Source organism: Micromonospora sp. S-DT3-3-22, from assembly GCF_015354745.1.
GTDB classification, from domain to species: Bacteria; Actinomycetota; Actinomycetes; order Mycobacteriales; family Micromonosporaceae; genus Micromonospora; species Micromonospora wenchangensis.
Genome location: NZ_JACGMO010000057.1, coordinates 1 through 16,556 on the forward strand (window position 1 = coordinate 1; position 16,556 = coordinate 16,556).

Below are 16,556 nucleotides of genomic sequence, written 5' to 3' on the forward strand. Positions count from 1 at the left end.
CGCGCCGAGCACCGCGCAGGCCGCGGCGAGCACGTCGTTGGCGTCGGAACCGGTGCCGACCAGCACCCCGGCCACCCCGCCCGGGTGGGCGTCGGCCACCGCGTGCGCCACGGCCAGGGCGAGCGCGGTCTTGCCCACCCCGGCCAGGCCGACCAGGCTCAGCACCGGCGGCCAGCCGTCGCCGGTCAGTAGGCCGGTCAGCTCGTCGAGTTCCCGTTCCCGGCCGATCAGCTCGACCGGCGGGGGCAGCGCCATCGGCGTACCCGGGAGGTCGGGGTCGCGGGGGACGGTGCCGGCGGCGGGCGCGCGGTGCGGCAGCCCGGCGACGCCCGGGGCGGCCGGGGCGGTCGCGGCCCGGCCCCGGGCGCTGGCGAGGAAGCCGGCGCGCGCCGCGCCGGTCAGGCCGAGCGCCCCGGCGATCAGCTCGGCGGTGGTGCGGTGCGGCCGGTGGGCCCGGCCGCGTTCCAGGTCGCGGACCGTCCGCACGCCGACCCCGGCCCGCTGTGCCAGGTCGGCCTGGGTGAGACCGGCGGCCAGGCGGTGGGCCCGCACCAGCTCCCCGATCGGGGTACGACCACCCGCGCCGGGCGAGTGATCATGATCCGGGGTCATGGGCAGGAAGGGTACGGACGGGATACGACGCCGGGCAGCCCTTCGTCGGCCTACCGACGAAGGGCTGCGGATACCCGACAGAGAGCCGTTCCCACCCGGCGACGGACCGGTTGCGGGGGTACGGTCACAGGCCCAGGTCGCGGGCGATGATCATGCGCTGCACCTCGGAGGTGCCCTCGCCGATCTCCAGGATCTTGGAGTCCCGCCAGAACCGGGCCACCGGATACTCGTTCATGAAGCCGTAGCCGCCGTGGATCTGGGTGGCCTCCCGGGCGTTGTCCACGGCGACGGTGCTGGCGTGCAGCTTGGCGATCGCCGCCTGCCGCTTGAACGGCTCGCCGGCGAGCATCCGGGCGGCGGCGTCGTAGTAGGCCAGCCGGGCGGTGTGCGCCTTCAGCTCCATGTCGGCGATCTTGAACTGGATCGCCTGGTAGTTGCCGATCGGCCGGCCGAACGCCTGGCGCTCCTTGGCGTACTTCAGCGACTCGTCGACGCAGCCCTGGGCGAGGCCGACGGCCAGCGCGGCGATGGCGATCCGCCCCTCGTCGAGGATGCGCAGGAACTGGGCGAAGCCCCGGCCCCGCGCGCCGAGCAGGTTCCCGGCCGGCACCCGGCAGTCGTCGAAGGTCAGCTCGTGCGTGTCCGAGGCGTTCCACCCCACCTTCGAGTACGCGGGCGCGACGGTGAACCCGGGCGTTCCCGACGGCACGATGATGGTGGACAGCTCCTTCGAGCCGTCCGGGTTGGTGCCGGTGACCGCGGTGACGGTGACCAGCGCGGTGATGTCGGTGCCCGAGTTGGTGATGAACGCCTTCGATCCGTTGATCACCCACTCGTCGCCGTCCAGGACGGCCCGGGTCTGGGTGCCGCCCGCGTCCGACCCGGTGCCCGGCTCGGTCAGCCCGAACCCCGCGAGGGCCTCGCCGCTGAGCAGCTTCGGCAGCCACCGGGCCTGCTGCTCGTCGGTGCCGAACCGGTAGATCGGCATCGCGCCGAGGGAGACCGCCGCCTCCAGGGTGATCGCCACGCTGGAGTCGACCCGGGCCAGCTCCTCCAGCGCCAGGCAGAGCGCGAAGTAGTCCCCGCCCATGCCGCCGTGCTCCTCCGGGAAGGGCAGGCCGAACAGCCCCATCTTGCCCATCTGCCGGACGATCTCGTACGGGAAGGTGTGCCGCTCGTAGTGCTCGGCGATCACCGGGGCGACCGCCTCGCGGGCGAAGTCCCGCACGCTCTCCCGCAGCGCCTCGTGTTCCTCGCTGAGCCGGAAGTCCATCGGTTCCTCCTGTACGGGTGCCGCCCCGGGCGCTCGTGACGCCGGCGACGACGGATCGGTTGGACGACCGGTCGGACCCGGTCGACGGCGGTGTCGGTGGCTCGGTGCCGACCGGTCGGGCCGGCCGGGGACGGCGGCGGATCACCGGCCGGTCAGACCGGGGTGACCCCGTGCCGTCGGCGGGAGAAGTGCCGGTCCTTGCTGCGGGCGGCGGTGAACCGGCGGACCAGTTCGCCGCGCAGCTCGTGCGGTTCGACGATCGCGTCGATGACCAGCTCGCTGGCGAGCCGCACCACGTCGATGTCCCGCTCGTACTCGGCCCGCCTGGCGGCGACGAACGCGGCCCGCTCGGCCTCGTCGGCGATCGCCGCGATCTTGTTGGCGTAGACGGCGTTGACGGCCGCCTCCGCCCCCATCACCGCGATCTTCGCGGTGGGCAGGGCGATCGTCGCGTCCGGCTCGAAGCCGGGGCCGGACATCGCGTACAGGCCCGCGCCGTACGCCTTGCGGACCACCACACAGATCTTGGGTACGGTCGCTTCGGAGATCGCGGTGATCATCTTGGCCCCGTGCCGGATGATGCCCTGCTTCTCCACCGCGCTGCCGACCATGAACCCGGGCACGTCGCTCAGGAACAGCAGCGGCACGTTGAACGCGTCGCAGAGCTGCACGAACCGGGTCGCCTTGTCGGCCGAGTCGACGAAGAGCACGCCGCCCTTGAACATCGAGTTGTTGCCGACCACGCCGACGACCTCGCCGTCGAGCCGGCCGAAGCCGATGGTCACCTCCCGGGCCCAGAGCGCCTGGATCTCGAAGAACGACCCCTCGTCGAGCAGGCCCTTGACGTACCGGCGCATGTCGAACGCCTGTCGCTCGCTGGCCGGCACCAGCGCGGCGAGATCGGCCTTTTCCGGCGCGGCGACGGCCGGGGCGGCCGGCGGCTGCTGCTGCCAGTTCGCCGGCAGGTACGACAGGTAGGTCTTCACCACGTCGAGCGCGTCGGCCTCGGTCCTGCACAGGAAGTGCCCCACGCCGGACTCGGCGCAGTGCACCCGGGCCCCGCCCATCGCCTCCAGGGTGGTCTTCTCCCCGGTGACCATCTCGACCATCCGGTCGGAGCCGAGGTACATGCTGGCGTTGCCCTCGACCATGGCCACCACGTCGCAGAACGCCGGGATGTACGCCCCACCGGCGGCGCTCGGCCCGAACAGCGCGCAGACCTGCGGGATCGCCCCGGAGGCGCGGACCTGGTTCCAGAAGATCTTGCCGGCGCCCCGGGGGCCGGGGAAGAGGTCGACCTGGTCGGTGATCCGGGCGCCGGCCGAGTCGACCAGGTAGACCATCGGCACGCCGGTCGAATAGGCCCGCTCGATGATCCGGATGATCTTCTCGACGGTCCGCGCACCCCAGCTGCCGGCCTTGACCGTGGAGTCGTTGGCCATCAGGCAGACCGGCCGGCCGTCGATGGTGGCGGTGCCGGTGACCACGCCGTCGGCGGGCAACCCCTCGGCCAGGGCGTTGGCGTAGAGGCCGTCCTCGACGAAGGAGCCCTCGTCGACCAGGAGCGCGACCCGTTCCCGGGCGAAGAGCTTGCCCTTGCCGGCGTTGGCCGCGTGGTACTTGTCGGCGCCGCCGGAGCGGGCCCGCTTGCGTAGCTGCTCCAGTGCCTCACCGTCGAGCGTCACGCCGACCCCCTCGCCCCGCGCCTCGTGGGCGCGCCCGACCGCCATGCCGCCGTGGGCGTCGTGGTGGACGCGCCGACCAGCCTGAACGATCGTTAGGCTAGCGCATCCGGGCCCCGCCCGACCACCCGACCGACTTCCACTCCGGATATTGATAGTTAACTATCGATATGGCTACGCTCCTGACACCCCCTCCGGATTGGAGTGAGCCATGAACTCACACATCAAGCGCCTCGCCGTCGCCGCCCTGGCGACGGCGACCGCGACCCTCGGTATCACGGTCGCCAACCCCGCGCCCGCCTCCGCCGCGATGACCATCTGCTACAACACCAGCCAGGCGCCCAGCTACGCGAGCATCGCCAACCAGGCCGCCTCGATCTGGAACAACGCCACCAACAACCTGACGCTCACCGCGAACTGCGGCACCAACCTGCGGATCTACCAGATCACCGGCGGCGGCTCGTACGCCCAGCGCACCAGCCTCGGCAACGGGCGGGTCTACATCGACACCCAGCAGGCCGCCCAGTACAGCCCGCTGCGGATCATGACCCACGAGATCGGGCACATCCTCGGCCTGCCCGACAACTACAACGGCAACTGCGCGATCCTGATGTCGGGCGGCAGCGCCGGGACGAGCTGCACCAACCCGTACCCGAGCACCACCGAGGCGAACCGGGTCAGCAGCCTGTTCGCCGGCACCCTCAGCGCCAACGACCGCCGCAGCAGCACCGGCAGCCAGGTCTTCAAGGACAGCTGGCCGGGCCTGCTCAGCGTGGGCTGACCCACGACGCGACCCGACGGAGGGGCCGGCACCACGCCGGCCCCTCCCCGCGTCATCGGGCCGATCCGCCCCCGACGGGCCCGGTCAGGGCCGGGCGGTCAGCCGGGTACGCGGACCGGCCCGCAGCACCCCCGACGGCAGCCGCTTGCCGAGCAGTTCCTCGGCCAACTCGGCGACCCCGATCAGCGCGTCCAGGTCGATGCCGGTGTCGACGCCCATGTCGTGCAGCATGTGCACCGCCTCCTCGGTCGCCAGGTTCCCGCTCGCCCCCGGCGCGTACGGGCAGCCGCCCAGGCCACCGACGCTGGCGTCGAACTCGGTGATCCCCAGCTCCAACGCGGTCAGCAGGTTCGCCAGCGCGGTGCCCCGGGTGTTGTGGAAGTGCAGCAGCACCGGCACGTCCGGCTCCCGGTCGCGGACGGCGGTGACCAGCTCCCGGACCCGTCGGGGCGTACCCATGCCGGTGGTGTCGCCGAACGCGACCCGGTCGGCGCCGTCGCGGACCACCCGCTCGACGATCCCGGCGACCCGCCCCGGGTCGACGTCCCCCTCGTACGGGCAGCCGAAGCTGGTCGCCACGATCACCTCGGCCCGTGCGCCCGAGGCGTGCAGCAGGTCGATCAGCTCGGCGATGTCGTCGAGCGACTCGTCGGTCGAGCGGTTGACGTTGCGCCGGTTGTGCGTGTCGCTGGCCGAGACCACCACCTCGATCTCGGTGAAACCGGCGGCCAGGGCCCGCTCGGCACCCCGGGTGTTGGGCACCAGCGCCGAGTAGCGGACCCCCTCGGCCTTCCCGGCCCGCCGCCACACCTCGTCGGCGTCGGCCATCTGCGGAATCGCCTTCGGGTGCACGAACGACACCGCCTCGATCCGGCGCACGCCGGTGCCGGAGAGGGCGTCGAGCAGCCGCACCTTGGCCCCGGTGGGGATCGGCTCCTCGTTCTGGAGCCCGTCGCGCGGCCCGACCTCGCGGATCGACACCGCCGCTGGCATCTGACTCATGGTCACCTCGCTGTGACATCGGGTCGCCGGGGGTCGTCCCGCGTCGCCGCCCCTCGTGGAGACGACGACCGGTGACGCCGGACGACCGGTGGTCCCTCCAGGGAACCACCACGCCGGCCACCGCCGCCACGCCACCCCGGGGTGTCGGGCCGGCCCGGGTACTGGCCGGCCCGGCACCCCGGGAGGTCACCGGCCCGGTGATCCCTCCGCCAGCTCGGCGGCGGTGCGCAGCACCGCGGCGACCGCGCCCGCCCAGGCCACCGCGTCCTCCCGGCCCAGCACCAGCGCCATCGCCACCGCACCCTCCGCGAACAGCGACATCGACCGCAGGTGCCGGCCCACCCGACGACGGTCGGGGCGCGGGCACGCGCCGTTGGTCAGTCTTCCGCTTCCCATGTTCTCCGCCCCCAGGCCGCGTGACCGGCGATGGCCTCTCCACCGCCCGTGTGGCACGTCCGGCTCCCGCCGCGTGTGTGCCGGCCGACCGCCGACGAACGTGCGGCGACGAGACCTGTCGCACGACGGGCCCAACGACCACCCGGGCCGTACCGCACGCCGTTCTGGCCGGGCAGCGCCGGGGCGGGCGGCCAAAGTGGACCGTCCGAGGACGGCCGCAAGGCACCGACCGCCGCCCCGGGCCGGGACCGTCCAACCCGGACACCGCCCGGCCCTACCCGGACAACCACCCGGCCAGAAACTGACCACGGACACAGGCCGGGGCGCTCACGATTTGTGGATGGAGGGTACGAATACCTTCCCGGGTCTGACAGCTCCGTACGAAAGGTTCACCGATGCCCTCCCACCCCAGCACGCCCTCCCCGACCCGGGGACGGCACCAGCGGCACTGGCTCGTCCCGCGCGAGCACCTCGCCGCCGGATACGCGGCCCGGTACGGCTCGACGGCGGTGTCCGAGTACGCGCTGGCGGTCCGCGACCTCATCGAACGCTCCCCGGAGTTCGGGGCGGTCGACACCTGGAGCAGGTTGGCCGAACGGATCTGCCGCAACCGGCCGGGCCGGGACCGGGACACCTGGCGCAAGCGACTGTCCCGGCACTTCACCACCGAGACGAAGGGGCCGCCGTGGCAGACCGTGGTGCTGGTGGTCGAGTGCACCGTCGCGCCCGCCGACCGGCAGGCCACCCTGCGCCGGTTCGAACGGCTCTACGAGGCGGCCCGGGGTGAACCGCCGACGGACCGCCGGACGCCCACCGCCGACCCGACCGACCCCGGGGCCTTCCCACCGGACCCGGCCGGGGACGACGCCCGGACGCTGGTCGCCCACCTGCTCCGGGAGAACGCCTCGCTGCGTCGGACGCTGACCGCCCGGGAGGCCGAGATCAGCCTGCTGCGGGCCACCCTCGACGCCCCGGGGCGTCGACCGCCGGGCGGGCCACCCGGCGCCGGCCCGACGACGCCACGACGGCAGGCGTCGGCCGGGGCGGCCCACAAGGACCGCAACCCGGGGCACTTCCCGCCCGGCCCGACCCCGACCAACGACGCCCCGGCCGGCCGGCACCGCCCACCCCGGATCGACCCGGTGGCCCCCCGCCTCGACGTGGTGTTGGCACCGGCGTACCGCCCGACGTCGCGACCGCAACTGCCCGGCGGGACCCGGCCGGCCTGACCACGGGGTCCGGGTCGACGGACCCCGTGGTCGGCCACGCCGGGGTCAGCGCATCCGGCCGACGATGCCGGTGTCGTAGTCGCCGGAGACGAACTCCTCGTTGGTCAGCAGCTCGGCGAAGAAGGGCAGGTTGTTCTTCGGGCCGGCCACCGCGAAGCCGGCCACCGCCTGCCGGGCCCGCCCGATCGCCTCGGCCCGGTCCGCCCCGGTGACGACGAGCTTGGCCAGCAGGCTGTCGTAGAACGGGGTCACCGTGTTGCCGGCGACGTACCCGGAGTCGACGCGTACCCCCTCGCCGGTCGGCTCCACCCAGGTGCCGATGACGCCGGGGCCGGGCAGGAAACGCTTCGGGTCCTCCGCGTTGATCCGCAGCTCGATCGCGTGCCCGCGCGGGGTCAGCGCGTCCGGGTCGAACGTCGGCGGCAGGCCGGCCGCCACCCGCAGCTGCTCCTCGACGAGGTCGACGCCGTAGACCAGCTCGGTCACCGGGTGTTCCACCTGGAGCCGGGTGTTCATCTCCAGGAAGAAGAACTCCTGCGTGGCCGGGTCGAGCAGGCATTCGACGGTGCCCGCGTTGCGGTAGCCGACCGCCTCGCCGGCCCGTACTGCGGCGGCCAGGAGCCGCGCCCGCAGCTCCGGCGACACCGCCGGGGAGGGGGACTCCTCGACCAGTTTCTGGTTGCGCCGCTGCACCGAGCACTCCCGCTCGCCGAGCGCCACCACCCGGCCGTCGGCCAGGCCGAGAATCTGCACCTCGACGTGGCGTACCCGGGGAAAGTAGCGCTCGATGAGCACCGAGCCGTCGCCGAACATCCGCTCGGCGAACGCGCGGACCTTGTCGTACTCGGTGCGCAGCGCGGTCTCGTCGGCGGCCACCGCCATGCCCATCCCGCCGCCACCGGCGGCGGCCTTGACCATCACCGGGTAGCCGATCTCCGTGGCGGCGGCGACCGCCGCGTCGAGGTCGGTGGCCGGCTCGGTGGTGCCGGGCGCGACCGGCACCCCGGCCGCCGCCATCAGGTTCCGCGCGTTGATCTTGTCGCCCATCGCGGTGATCGCGTCCGCGCCGGGCCCGACCCAGACCAACCCACGGGCCTGCACCGTACGGGCGAAGTCGGCGTTCTCCGACAGGAAGCCGTAGCCGGGGTGGACCGCCTGCGCGCCGGTGGACTCGGCGGCGGCCAGGATCGCCTCCACGTTGCGGTAGCTCTGGGCCGGGTTCGCCGGACCCACGCACACCGCCTCGTCGGCCTCGACCACGAACGGCAGGTCGGCGTCGGCCTCCGAGTGCACCGCGACCGCCCGCACACCGAGCCGCTTCGCGGTACGGATGATCCGACGGGCGATCTCGCCCCGGTTGGCGACCAACAGCGACTCGATCATGTTTCCTCCAGCGTCCAGGGTGGGGACGGTTGCTCGACGTCCAGGGTGGGGACGGATGCCAGGAAACCACGGTCGGGCCGTCGGCCACGAGTCGGGCGGGAGGGTCAGGAGTCGGTCTCGGCGAGCAGGGCGGCCAGCGCGGCGGCCCGCAGCAGCGCCGCCCGACGCCGCCGGTCGACCTCGCCGCCGAGGAACGGGGTCGAGTTCATCAGGCCGAACGCGGCGTGCGCCAGCACCCGCGCCTCGCCGTCGGGCAGCCCCGGGTGCAGCGCGGTCAGCACGGTCACCCACTCCTCGACGTACAGCCGTTGGAGTTTGCGGATGCGGCGACGCGGCTCGTCCGGGAGGCGGTCCAACTCGTGCAGGTGCAGGGCGATCACGGCCGGGTTCGCCAGCGCGAAGTCGACGTGGAAGTCGATCAGGGACTCCAGCGCGCCACGCGGGTCACCCGGACGGCTGGCCGCCCGGTCCCGGCCACCGTCGAGCAACCCCTCGCTGACCGGGATCAGCGCGGCGGCGAGCATCGCCTCCTTGCCGGCGAAGTGGTGGTAGAGGGCGGGGCCGGTCACCCCGGCGGCCGCACCGATGTCGTCCATGGAGACCCCGTGGTAGCCGCGGGCGGCGAAGAGCCCGACAGCGATCTCCAGGATCTCGTCGCGCCTCGACCGGCGCCGGCCCGCGCTGCCTGCGCTGCCCCTAGCCTGCTGCCCCACAGTCACCTGGCAAGCGTAGACCTCGGGCCGGACACCGGGGCCCCTCGGTTACCCGCGGGTTCAGCAGGCGGACAGCGACCGCCGGGCGGGGTGCCGCCGGTGGCCGCCGGGTCGGGTGCCGCCGGTGATCGCCGGACGGCGTGCCCCGCCGGCCCTAGCCTGGGAGGGGAGGGAGGGTGGGATGACGGCACGACGGCCGGACCGGTCGCTGCTGCTCGCCGGTGGCCTGCTGGTCGGCGCGGGCCTCTTCGACGTGCTGTCCGGGATCGGCGACGTCGACAGCGGCGACGTCTACGTCTCGCTGCACGCCGACGGGCTGGTCTTCTACGACCTCACCAACTGGGCCTGGCTGCACGTGGCGAGCGGGGTGCTGCTGGTGGCGACCGGCCTGGTCGTCGCGTTCGCCCGCCGCCGCTGGGTGACCGCCGCCATGGTGGTCGGGGCGGCGGTCGTCGTCGTACACCTGCTGTTCGCGCCGTACCACCCGATCGAGGCGTTGATCGTGGTGGGACTGACCCTCGCCGCCGTCCGGCTGGTCGTCCGGCACCGGCACGGCAGCCGGGACGACGCGCAGCTCACGAAGGCTGGCAGACCTTCCCGGTGAAGGACGGGTCCGGCTGGCGGACGTCGTTCCAGGCCGGGTTGACCCGGATCGCCAGTGGTGGCGCCTGCCAGCCCGCGCCGAGCTGCTGGAGCAGCGGATACTCCCGCCGCATCCGGCTCTCCGGCACCCCGGCGAGGAAGTGGATCAGACGGTCCTGGACCAGGGACCGGCCCAGCAGCCCACCGTGCACCCCGGGCATCTGGAACACCGGGATACCGGTGTACTCGCCCGGCGGCGCCTCGGTGGCCGTGGTGGTCGGCAGGAAGGCCACCATCCGCACGCCCGGCACCGGGCACATCGACTGGTTACGGTAGAAGGGCGCGTTGTCCAGCAGGGAGCGGATGAACGGCTCGTCCGGCCCGGCGTCGGTGACCCCGAACAGTTCGATCGTCCCGAGCAGGACCCGTAGCTGCCAGCCGGTGGCCACACCCCAGCCGTGGGCCGCCCCGGCCGGCGGGTAGTACGCCCGTCCCGCGTTGATCAACGGGCTGAACATGACCAGCGTGTCCACCGCCGGGTGCGGGCGCTGGGCGAGGTAGGTGCGGGCCAGCATCGCCCCCTCGCTCTCCCCGACCAGCGCCACCGGCCGGCCGGTACGCCCGTGCAGGCGGTCCACCTGCGTCCGGAGCAGGGCGGCCCCGCTCTCCAGCGACCGGTTGGTGTCCGACGACCGGTACGGCAGCGGTCGACCGTCCCCGCCCAGCCCCCGGTAGGAGAACCGTTCCACGTTCGCGTCGACGGGCGGGGTGCCGTCGTAGGTCGACCCGTGGCCGGCGAGGACGATCACCGCGTGCCGTACGTCGGCCGGCAGCCGCTGCCCGAGCACCACCTGCTCGATCGTCACCCCGGCCGGGACGACCTGCACCAGCACGGGGATCGTCAGCGGCACGGCGAGGGCCAGCGCGACGGCGATCGGGGTGACCGGCACCCGCGCCCAGCGCACCCGGGGGGCCAGCACGGCGACGTGCACGGTGCGTTCCCAGAGCAGCCCGTTGGCCGCCCCGGCGAGCAGCGCGACGGGCACCGTCCACCAGCCGGGGACGCTCCAGCACAGCGCGCTGGCCACGGTGATCACCACGAAGTTCAGCAGCGACCAGCCGACCAGGGAGATCGACGGCAACCCGCGCCACCACGGCCCGACCACGGCGGCGCGTTGCAGGAACGGCGCGAGCAGGAACATCGGCAGCAGCGAGGCGAGCAGCACCCAGGAGAGCGCGACCACCGAGGCGGCCACCGAGATCAACGCCCACGGGGCGACCAGCGCGGTGACCACGGCGGACAACCCGAGGTTGCGGCCGAGCAGCCAGCGCAGGCCGGGCCGGTCCACCCCGGCGGGCCAGGCGAGCGCGACCAGCCCGGTGGTGAGCAGCGCCCGGAACCCGATCACCAGCAGCAGCCCGACCAGGAAGTCGGGCCACGAGTCGTGGTAGACGTACAGCCAGCGCAGGTCGTGATAGGTGTCGTACGGCCAGACGGCGGTGACCTGGGAGGACAGCCCTTCGGCGGCGACGAACCCGAGGTGGACCAGCAGCACCGCCTCGATCGCCGGGGGCACGGCGGCCAGGGCGCACAGCGCCATCAGCCGGGCTCGCGGTCTGCGCACGCCCTGTCTCCTCACCGGGTGTCCGGGGCCCTACCAGCAGATTCCCCTGCCCGACGCCCCCTGTCGGGGGGAACCGCCGATTTACCGCCGGACGGGCGCGCGACGCAACAGGGCGGATGTCGCGGTGTCCCCGATCCGGGATACCGCGACATCCGCCCAGGTGCGGCCGTTGCCCGGCCGTGCGGAGGGCTGGTCAGCCGGCCAGGCCGCCGGGCTGGTCGCCCCGGACCACGGGGGCCCGGACCAGGTTGCCCCACTCGGTCCACGAACCGTCGTAGTTGCGTACCTGCGGGAAGCCCAGCAGGTGGTGCAGCACGAACCAGGTGTGGCTGGACCGCTCACCGATCCGGCAGTACGCCACCACGTCGTCTGCCGGGCTCAACCCGAGCTGGTCGGTGTAGATCGCCCGCAGCTCGTCGGCCGACCTGAAGGTGCCGTCGTCGTTCGCGGCGGACTTCCACGGCTTGCTCACCGCGCCCGGAATGTGCCCGCCGCGCAGCGCGCCCTCCTGCGGGTAGTCGGGCATGTGCAGCATCTCGCCGGTGTACTCGCCCGGCGAGCGGACGTCGACCAGCGGCCGGCCCGCCGCCACGTGCGCCATCACCTGCTCCCGGTACGCCCGGACCGGCGCGTCGTTGCGCTGCGGCACCGGGTAGTCGGCGCGCGGACGGACCGTCTTGTCCCGGGTCAGCTCGCGTCCCTCGGCGATCCACTTCTGCCGGCCGCCGTCGAGCAGCCGCACGTCGGGGTGGCCGAACAGGGTGAACACCCACAGCGCGTACGCGGCCCACCAGTTGAAGTTGTCGCCGTAGAAGACCACCGTGTCGTCGCGGCCGATGCCCTTGGCCGCGCACAGTTCGGCGAAGCTCTCCGCGTCCAGGTAGTCCCGGGTCACCTGGTCGTTCAGCTCGGTGTGCCAGTCGACCTTGACGGCCCCCGGGAGGTGACCGGTGTCGTAGAGGAGCACGTCCTCGTCGGATTCGACCACGACGAGGCCCTCGTCGCCGAGGTGTTCGGCCAACCATTCGGTGGTGACCAGCCGCTGCGGGTCGGCGTACGACTGGAGGCGGGGATGCGGATCACTCGGCACAGACATGAGCCCCAAGTTACGCCGCGATCGCCCCCACCGGCCGGCCAATGGGACCGGCCGCGCTGGTCCCGCTACGCGCGGGCCCGGGCGAGCAGGCTGTCGACGGCGGCCGGCACCGGCACCATTCGGCCGGCCCGCTCAGGCCCGGCGATGGACCAGCCGGCCGGCGACGACGGTGGCGAGGCAGCGGCCGTCGTCGGCGAAGACGGCCAGGTCGGCGCGGCTGCCGGCGGTGAGCGTGGGAGGCCGTGCCGTATCGAGGACGGCGACGTCGTTGCGGGTCGCCGCCGCCCGGAGCGCCGGGTCGGTGAGGTACGCGGCGAGCACCGCGCCGACCCCGGCCCGGAGCAGGGCGTGCACCCGTTCACGCGGGCTGGCCGCCGGCGGCAGCGGCCCGTCGTGCACCAGCGCCGGCCCGAGAATGCCGGTCCACCGCCGCACCCGCACCTCCGGGTACGCCCGGGTCAGCTCGTCGGCCGGACCGACCGCCTCGATCCGGTCGCCGTCGACCAGCACCGCCCAGCCCGACAGCGGCCCGCCGCCCCGGGCCTGCCCGCCCGGAAGTGGGCCGCCGTCCCCCCGGTCCGCCGGGCCCGACAGTGGCCTGCCGACGCCCCGGTCCGGCTGGTCCGGCGGCGGGAGATCGTCGATCAGGACCGGCTGGTCCGGCGGCGGGTCGTTGTCGAGGGTGAGTCGCAGCAGCGGGGCGATGTGGATCGTCTGCATCTCCGTCAGTCGGCGACCGGGCCGAGGATCGGGCGTTTCGCGGTGACCGTGTCGCCGGAGGAGCGGCCGGTGAGCCGGCGGGTGATCCACGGGGCCAGGTGCAGGCCGACCCAGCGCAGGTCGGAGGCGCGGGCGGCGAGCCACGGGGTGGCGGCCGGGTGCTCCGGCACCAGCAGCCACTCCTCGTCGCAGCCCACCCCGAGTGCGGTCAGCACCTGGGCGGCGACCCGCCGGTGCCCGGCGGCCGACAGGTGCAGCCGGTCGGGGCTCCAGAGCATCGGGTTGAGCCGGTACGTGTCGTCGGCGAACAGGTCGATCAGGATCGCGCCGTGCCGCTCGGCGGTCTCGCCGACGACCCGGTTGACCAGCTCGATCCGGGGTGAGACGAGACGCTGGCCGGGCAGCCGGGCCAGTACGTCGGCGAACCGGAAGAGGATCACGTCGGCACCGTTGGAGCGTAGCCGGGCCACCACGGCGTCGAACCGGGTCGCCAACGCGTCCGGGTCGAAGGTGCGCCGCAGCACGTCGTTGCCGCCGGCCGCGAAGCTGATCAGGTCGGGTTTCATGGCGAGCGCGGCGGGCACCTGCTCGGCGACGACGCTCGGGAAGAGCCGCCCCCGGATGGCCAGGTTCGCGTAGCCGAAGTCCGGGCCGGCCTCGGCGGCCAGCCGGGTCGCCACCAGGTCCGCCCAGCCCCGGTAGGTGCCGTCCGGGTACGCGTCGTCCATGCCCTCGGTGAAACTGTCCCCGACCGCCACGAAGCTCCGCCAGCGCACGCCGCCCCCTCATGCCCTCGTTGCCTGCGGCGACCAGTGTGTCACCGGCCCGTTCCTGGACGCCGCCGCCCACCGCCCGAACGTGGCGCAGGTCATCGACCATCACTCCGCACCCCTGAGCGACTCATCTGGGGCGGCGTTGATCGACGCACTTAGGTCGGGGTGATCGACTCGCTTGGGCCGACACAGCGGTGTCCCGCACCTCCGGACACCGCTGTGTCGACCCCACGCCGCCGCCCGCTCTACCCCGGCCCGCTCGGCCCGGTGGGGGCGGGGTGTCCGGTCACCTGCGGTAGGGGGCCCAGGCGACGAAGCGCTCGAACAGGTCACGCGGCGTCGGCCCGTCCTGCGGGTTCAGCCGGAACAGGTCGTGGCTCGCCTCGTGATAGAGCCCGGACAGGTAGACGGCCAGGTCGACGGGGTGTGCGTCGTACTCGATGCGGAGCAGCAGCCGGGCCTCGGCGCACGGCCACGGGCCGCCGCAGGCCCGACACACCCACAGTGGTCGCAGCGGCAGGTGCGGCCGGCCGCCCGGCGGGTGGGAGCGGGGCCGGTCGGCGTACGGGCCGAGGCGGGGCACCGGAAACGGACGGAAGTTCACCGGTCTCGACCTCCTGGTGGTGATGGGGATGGGGCCGCCCCTGCACGGGGGGTCACGGGCGGCCCCCCGGCGGGCCGGACGGAAGGCGACCCGCTGGTGACATTCTGGTGATGACACCACTACTGTCGGAAGGCGTCGACGCCGGCCCGGGCGAGGCCGGGTCGACGGCGAGGGCCGCCCGGTCGGACCGGGGAGGCGGCCGGGACAACCGTGGAGGACGTGTGGAAAGTGAACCGACCGCCGACCTGATCCGGGCACAACTGCGCAGACTGCGGCTGCACGCTGAGCTGAGCCAGGAGGAGTTCGGCAGGCTGGTCCACTTCTCCGGCTCCCAGATCTCCGCCATCGAGCTGGGCCAACGCCCGTTCGACAGGCTGTTCCTCAAGCGGGCGGACGAGGTCCTGACGACCGGCGGGCTGCTCACCTCACTGCTCAGGCTGGCCGAGCGCTACTCGCAACCGAACTGGTTCCGGCCCTGGCTGGAGGCCGAACGCCAGGCACAGCAGCTCTGGTGTTACCACCCGACGCTCGTTCCGGGCCTGTTGCAGACGGAGAACTACGCCCGTGCCGTGATCCGGGCCGACGACATGCTCAGCGACGACGAGGTGGAGCGGCGGCTCGCGGTCCGGTTGGACCGGCAGAGCGTGCTCAGCCGTCCGCAGCCGCCGAAGCTGATCGCGGTGGTCGAGGAGGCGGTGCTCCGGCGCGCGGACGAGAGCTTCCGGGGCCTGATGGTGCAGCAGATCGCCCATCTGCTGGAGTGCGTCGACCAGCCGAACGTCAGCATCCATGTGATACCCGCCGAGGTCAGCACCCACGTGGGCCTCGCCGGCCCGTTCACGCTGGCGCTCGGCAACGACAGCGGTTGGGTCGGCCATCTGGAGAACCAGCTCAGCGGTACCACGATCGACAAGGACGGGGAGCTGACTATCCTGACCGCGCGGTGGGAGAGCGTCCGCAGCGAGGCCCTGCCCCACAACCAGTCGGCACTGCTGATGAAGGAAGTGATGACGTCATGGAGCTGACCGGTGCCACCTGGCGCAAGTCCACCCGCAGCGGCAACGGAGAGTGCGTCGAGGTCGCCGACGACCTGCCCGGCGTCGTCGGGGTGCGCGACAGCAAGGACCCGACCGGTCCCGTCCTCACCTTCGACCGGCGGGCCTGGCGGTCGTTCGTCGCCGCCACCGGCAACGGCGTCGGCGTCCACTGACCCGGCCCGGCTTGCCGAGGGCGGCGGGCCACGGCCGGGGGCCGGCGGCTAGGGCAGGCGGTAGACGGAGACGTGGGAGCGGGATTCGGCGGTGAACTCGCCGCCGGTCCAGTCCGCGTGCCGGCTCTCCAGGGTGAACCCGGCGAGCTGCCCCATCAGGTCCAGCTCGGCGGGCCAGACGTAGCGGTGCGGGGTACGGAACAGCTCCGCCTGCCGGCCGTCGCCGAACCGGAAGTGGTGGGACACCACGTGCTGCGCCAGCACGTCGTAGGTGTCCAGGCCGACGTAGCCGGGTTCGGAGTGCCACACCACGGCCTGCTGACCGGGTGGGAGTTTGCGCAGCTCGGGCACCCACAGTTCGACGACGAACCGGCCACCGGGGGCGAGGTGGCGGGCGGCATTGCGGAAGCAGGCCACCTGTTCGGCCTGGGTGAGCAGGTTGGCGATCGTGTTGAAGACGAGGTAGACCAGGGAGAACTCGCCGGGGGCGACCGTGGTGGCCATGTCGCCGGGGACCACCGGGACGGTGGCCGCGTCCACCTTGGTGCGGAGCTGCACGATCATCGGGGCGGACAGCTCGATACCGGTGACCGGCACCCCCCGGGCGGCCAGCGGGACGGCGACCCGGCCGGTGCCGACGGCGAACTCCAGCGCCGGCCCGTCACCGGCGAGGGCGGCCAGCCGGTCCACCGTCGGCCCGAGCACGTCGGGTGCGAACATCCCCTCGCCCGGCGTGTCGTAGTGCCGGGCGGCCTCGGTGTCCCAGATCTCCTCCTGCCGCATGCCCCCGATGCTCACCCGCCCCGGAAAACCATGTCCATCGAATTACCGTCCCGGTTCCCGGTCCCGCCCGACCCTCCGCCCCTCGCCTCGGT

Annotated in this window: 18 protein-coding genes; 5 read left to right on the top strand and 13 right to left on the bottom strand. The window is 73.3% G+C overall.

Features of this window, described 5'->3' with window-relative positions; all coding sequences use genetic code 11:
* The 3 genes from H1A17_RS17710 to H1A17_RS17720 form a co-directional block, all read right to left on the bottom strand.
* Positions 1 to 612 (bottom strand): helix-turn-helix transcriptional regulator (locus H1A17_RS17710; RefSeq protein ID WP_194822373.1); only part of this gene is annotated, 612 nt, incomplete at its 3' end.
* 124 nt (positions 613 to 736) lie between these two features.
* On the bottom strand, positions 737 to 1,885 hold the full coding sequence (locus H1A17_RS17715) for an acyl-CoA dehydrogenase family protein (RefSeq protein WP_194822374.1): 1,149 nt from the start codon (positions 1,883 to 1,885) through the stop codon (positions 737 to 739).
* Positions 1,886 to 2,037: 152 nt separating this feature from the next.
* Complete coding sequence (locus tag H1A17_RS17720; RefSeq protein WP_194822375.1) at positions 2,038 to 3,570, bottom strand: acyl-CoA carboxylase subunit beta; 1,533 nt, start codon at positions 3,568 to 3,570, stop codon at positions 2,038 to 2,040.
* Positions 3,571 to 3,778: 208 nt separating this feature from the next.
* Here H1A17_RS17720 and H1A17_RS17725 point away from each other — a divergent pair, with 208 nt between their 5' ends.
* Positions 3,779 to 4,348, top strand: a complete 570-nt coding sequence (locus H1A17_RS17725; protein ID WP_194822376.1) for a snapalysin family zinc-dependent metalloprotease — start codon at positions 3,779 to 3,781, stop codon at positions 4,346 to 4,348.
* Between the two features lie 84 nt (positions 4,349 to 4,432).
* On the opposite strand, the gene H1A17_RS17730 is transcribed toward H1A17_RS17725, so the two are convergent.
* Together H1A17_RS17730 and H1A17_RS17735 are read right to left on the bottom strand one after the other, a co-directional pair.
* Positions 4,433 to 5,350 carry a hydroxymethylglutaryl-CoA lyase gene (locus H1A17_RS17730; protein WP_370516967.1) on the bottom strand — a complete coding sequence of 306 codons (918 nt, stop codon included), beginning with the start codon at positions 5,348 to 5,350 and terminating at the stop codon, positions 4,433 to 4,435.
* 186 nt (positions 5,351 to 5,536) lie between these two features.
* Entirely contained in the window at positions 5,537 to 5,746 is a 210-nt protein-coding gene (locus H1A17_RS17735; RefSeq protein WP_145917212.1) for a hypothetical protein, read from the bottom strand.
* A gap of 395 nt (positions 5,747 to 6,141) precedes the next feature.
* Between H1A17_RS17735 and H1A17_RS17740 the strand changes: the two genes are divergently transcribed.
* Entirely contained in the window at positions 6,142 to 6,975 is an 834-nt protein-coding gene (locus tag H1A17_RS17740) for a hypothetical protein (RefSeq protein ID WP_145917211.1), read from the top strand.
* A 45-nt stretch (positions 6,976 to 7,020) separates the two neighbouring features.
* On the opposite strand, the gene H1A17_RS17745 is transcribed toward H1A17_RS17740, so the two are convergent.
* Positions 7,021 to 8,358: an acetyl/propionyl/methylcrotonyl-CoA carboxylase subunit alpha gene (locus tag H1A17_RS17745; RefSeq protein WP_145917210.1), complete on the bottom strand. Its 1,338-nt coding sequence runs from the start codon at positions 8,356 to 8,358 to the stop codon at positions 7,021 to 7,023.
* 104 nt (positions 8,359 to 8,462) lie between these two features.
* Positions 8,463 to 9,077, bottom strand: a complete 615-nt coding sequence (locus H1A17_RS17750) for a TetR/AcrR family transcriptional regulator (RefSeq protein ID WP_145917209.1) — start codon at positions 9,075 to 9,077, stop codon at positions 8,463 to 8,465.
* Between the two features lie 175 nt (positions 9,078 to 9,252).
* Here H1A17_RS17750 and H1A17_RS17755 point away from each other — a divergent pair, with 175 nt between their 5' ends.
* Positions 9,253 to 9,675 (top strand): hypothetical protein, encoded by a 423-nt coding sequence (locus H1A17_RS17755; protein WP_145917208.1) that lies wholly within the window; start codon positions 9,253 to 9,255, stop codon positions 9,673 to 9,675.
* Here H1A17_RS17755 and H1A17_RS17760 read toward each other — a convergent pair.
* The 5 genes from H1A17_RS17760 to H1A17_RS17780 form a co-directional block, all read right to left on the bottom strand.
* Positions 9,647 to 11,254, bottom strand: a complete 1,608-nt coding sequence (locus H1A17_RS17760; protein ID WP_145922489.1) for an alpha/beta hydrolase — start codon at positions 11,252 to 11,254, stop codon at positions 9,647 to 9,649. The genes H1A17_RS17755 and H1A17_RS17760 overlap by 29 nt on opposite strands.
* A 217-nt stretch (positions 11,255 to 11,471) precedes the next feature.
* On the bottom strand, positions 11,472 to 12,374 hold the full coding sequence (locus H1A17_RS17765) for a sulfurtransferase (protein ID WP_145917207.1): 903 nt from the start codon (positions 12,372 to 12,374) through the stop codon (positions 11,472 to 11,474).
* Positions 12,375 to 12,506: 132 nt separating this feature from the next.
* Positions 12,507 to 13,094 (bottom strand): hypothetical protein, encoded by a 588-nt coding sequence (locus H1A17_RS17770; RefSeq protein WP_228543738.1) that lies wholly within the window; start codon positions 13,092 to 13,094, stop codon positions 12,507 to 12,509.
* A 5-nt stretch (positions 13,095 to 13,099) separates the two neighbouring features.
* The gene (locus H1A17_RS17775; RefSeq protein ID WP_194822377.1) at positions 13,100 to 13,870 is read right to left on the bottom strand and encodes an SGNH/GDSL hydrolase family protein; all 771 of its coding nucleotides are present in this window, start codon (positions 13,868 to 13,870) and stop codon (positions 13,100 to 13,102) included.
* Positions 13,871 to 14,153: 283 nt separating this feature from the next.
* Positions 14,154 to 14,471, bottom strand: a complete 318-nt coding sequence (locus tag H1A17_RS17780) for a hypothetical protein (RefSeq protein WP_088647209.1) — start codon at positions 14,469 to 14,471, stop codon at positions 14,154 to 14,156.
* A 221-nt stretch (positions 14,472 to 14,692) separates the two neighbouring features.
* Between H1A17_RS17780 and H1A17_RS17785 the strand changes: the two genes are divergently transcribed.
* Both H1A17_RS17785 and H1A17_RS17790 read left to right on the top strand, forming a co-directional pair.
* Positions 14,693 to 15,496, top strand: a complete 804-nt coding sequence (locus H1A17_RS17785) for a helix-turn-helix transcriptional regulator (RefSeq protein WP_194822378.1) — start codon at positions 14,693 to 14,695, stop codon at positions 15,494 to 15,496.
* Positions 15,487 to 15,681, top strand: a complete 195-nt coding sequence (locus H1A17_RS17790) for a DUF397 domain-containing protein (protein WP_145917204.1) — start codon at positions 15,487 to 15,489, stop codon at positions 15,679 to 15,681. The genes H1A17_RS17785 and H1A17_RS17790 overlap by 10 nt, the downstream gene beginning before the upstream one ends.
* A 48-nt stretch (positions 15,682 to 15,729) precedes the next feature.
* Here the strand turns inward: H1A17_RS17790 and H1A17_RS17795 are convergent, their stop codons facing one another.
* Positions 15,730 to 16,464 (bottom strand): class I SAM-dependent methyltransferase, encoded by a 735-nt coding sequence (locus H1A17_RS17795; RefSeq protein ID WP_194822379.1) that lies wholly within the window; start codon positions 16,462 to 16,464, stop codon positions 15,730 to 15,732.
* Between the last annotated feature and the right edge of the window lie 92 nt (positions 16,465 to 16,556).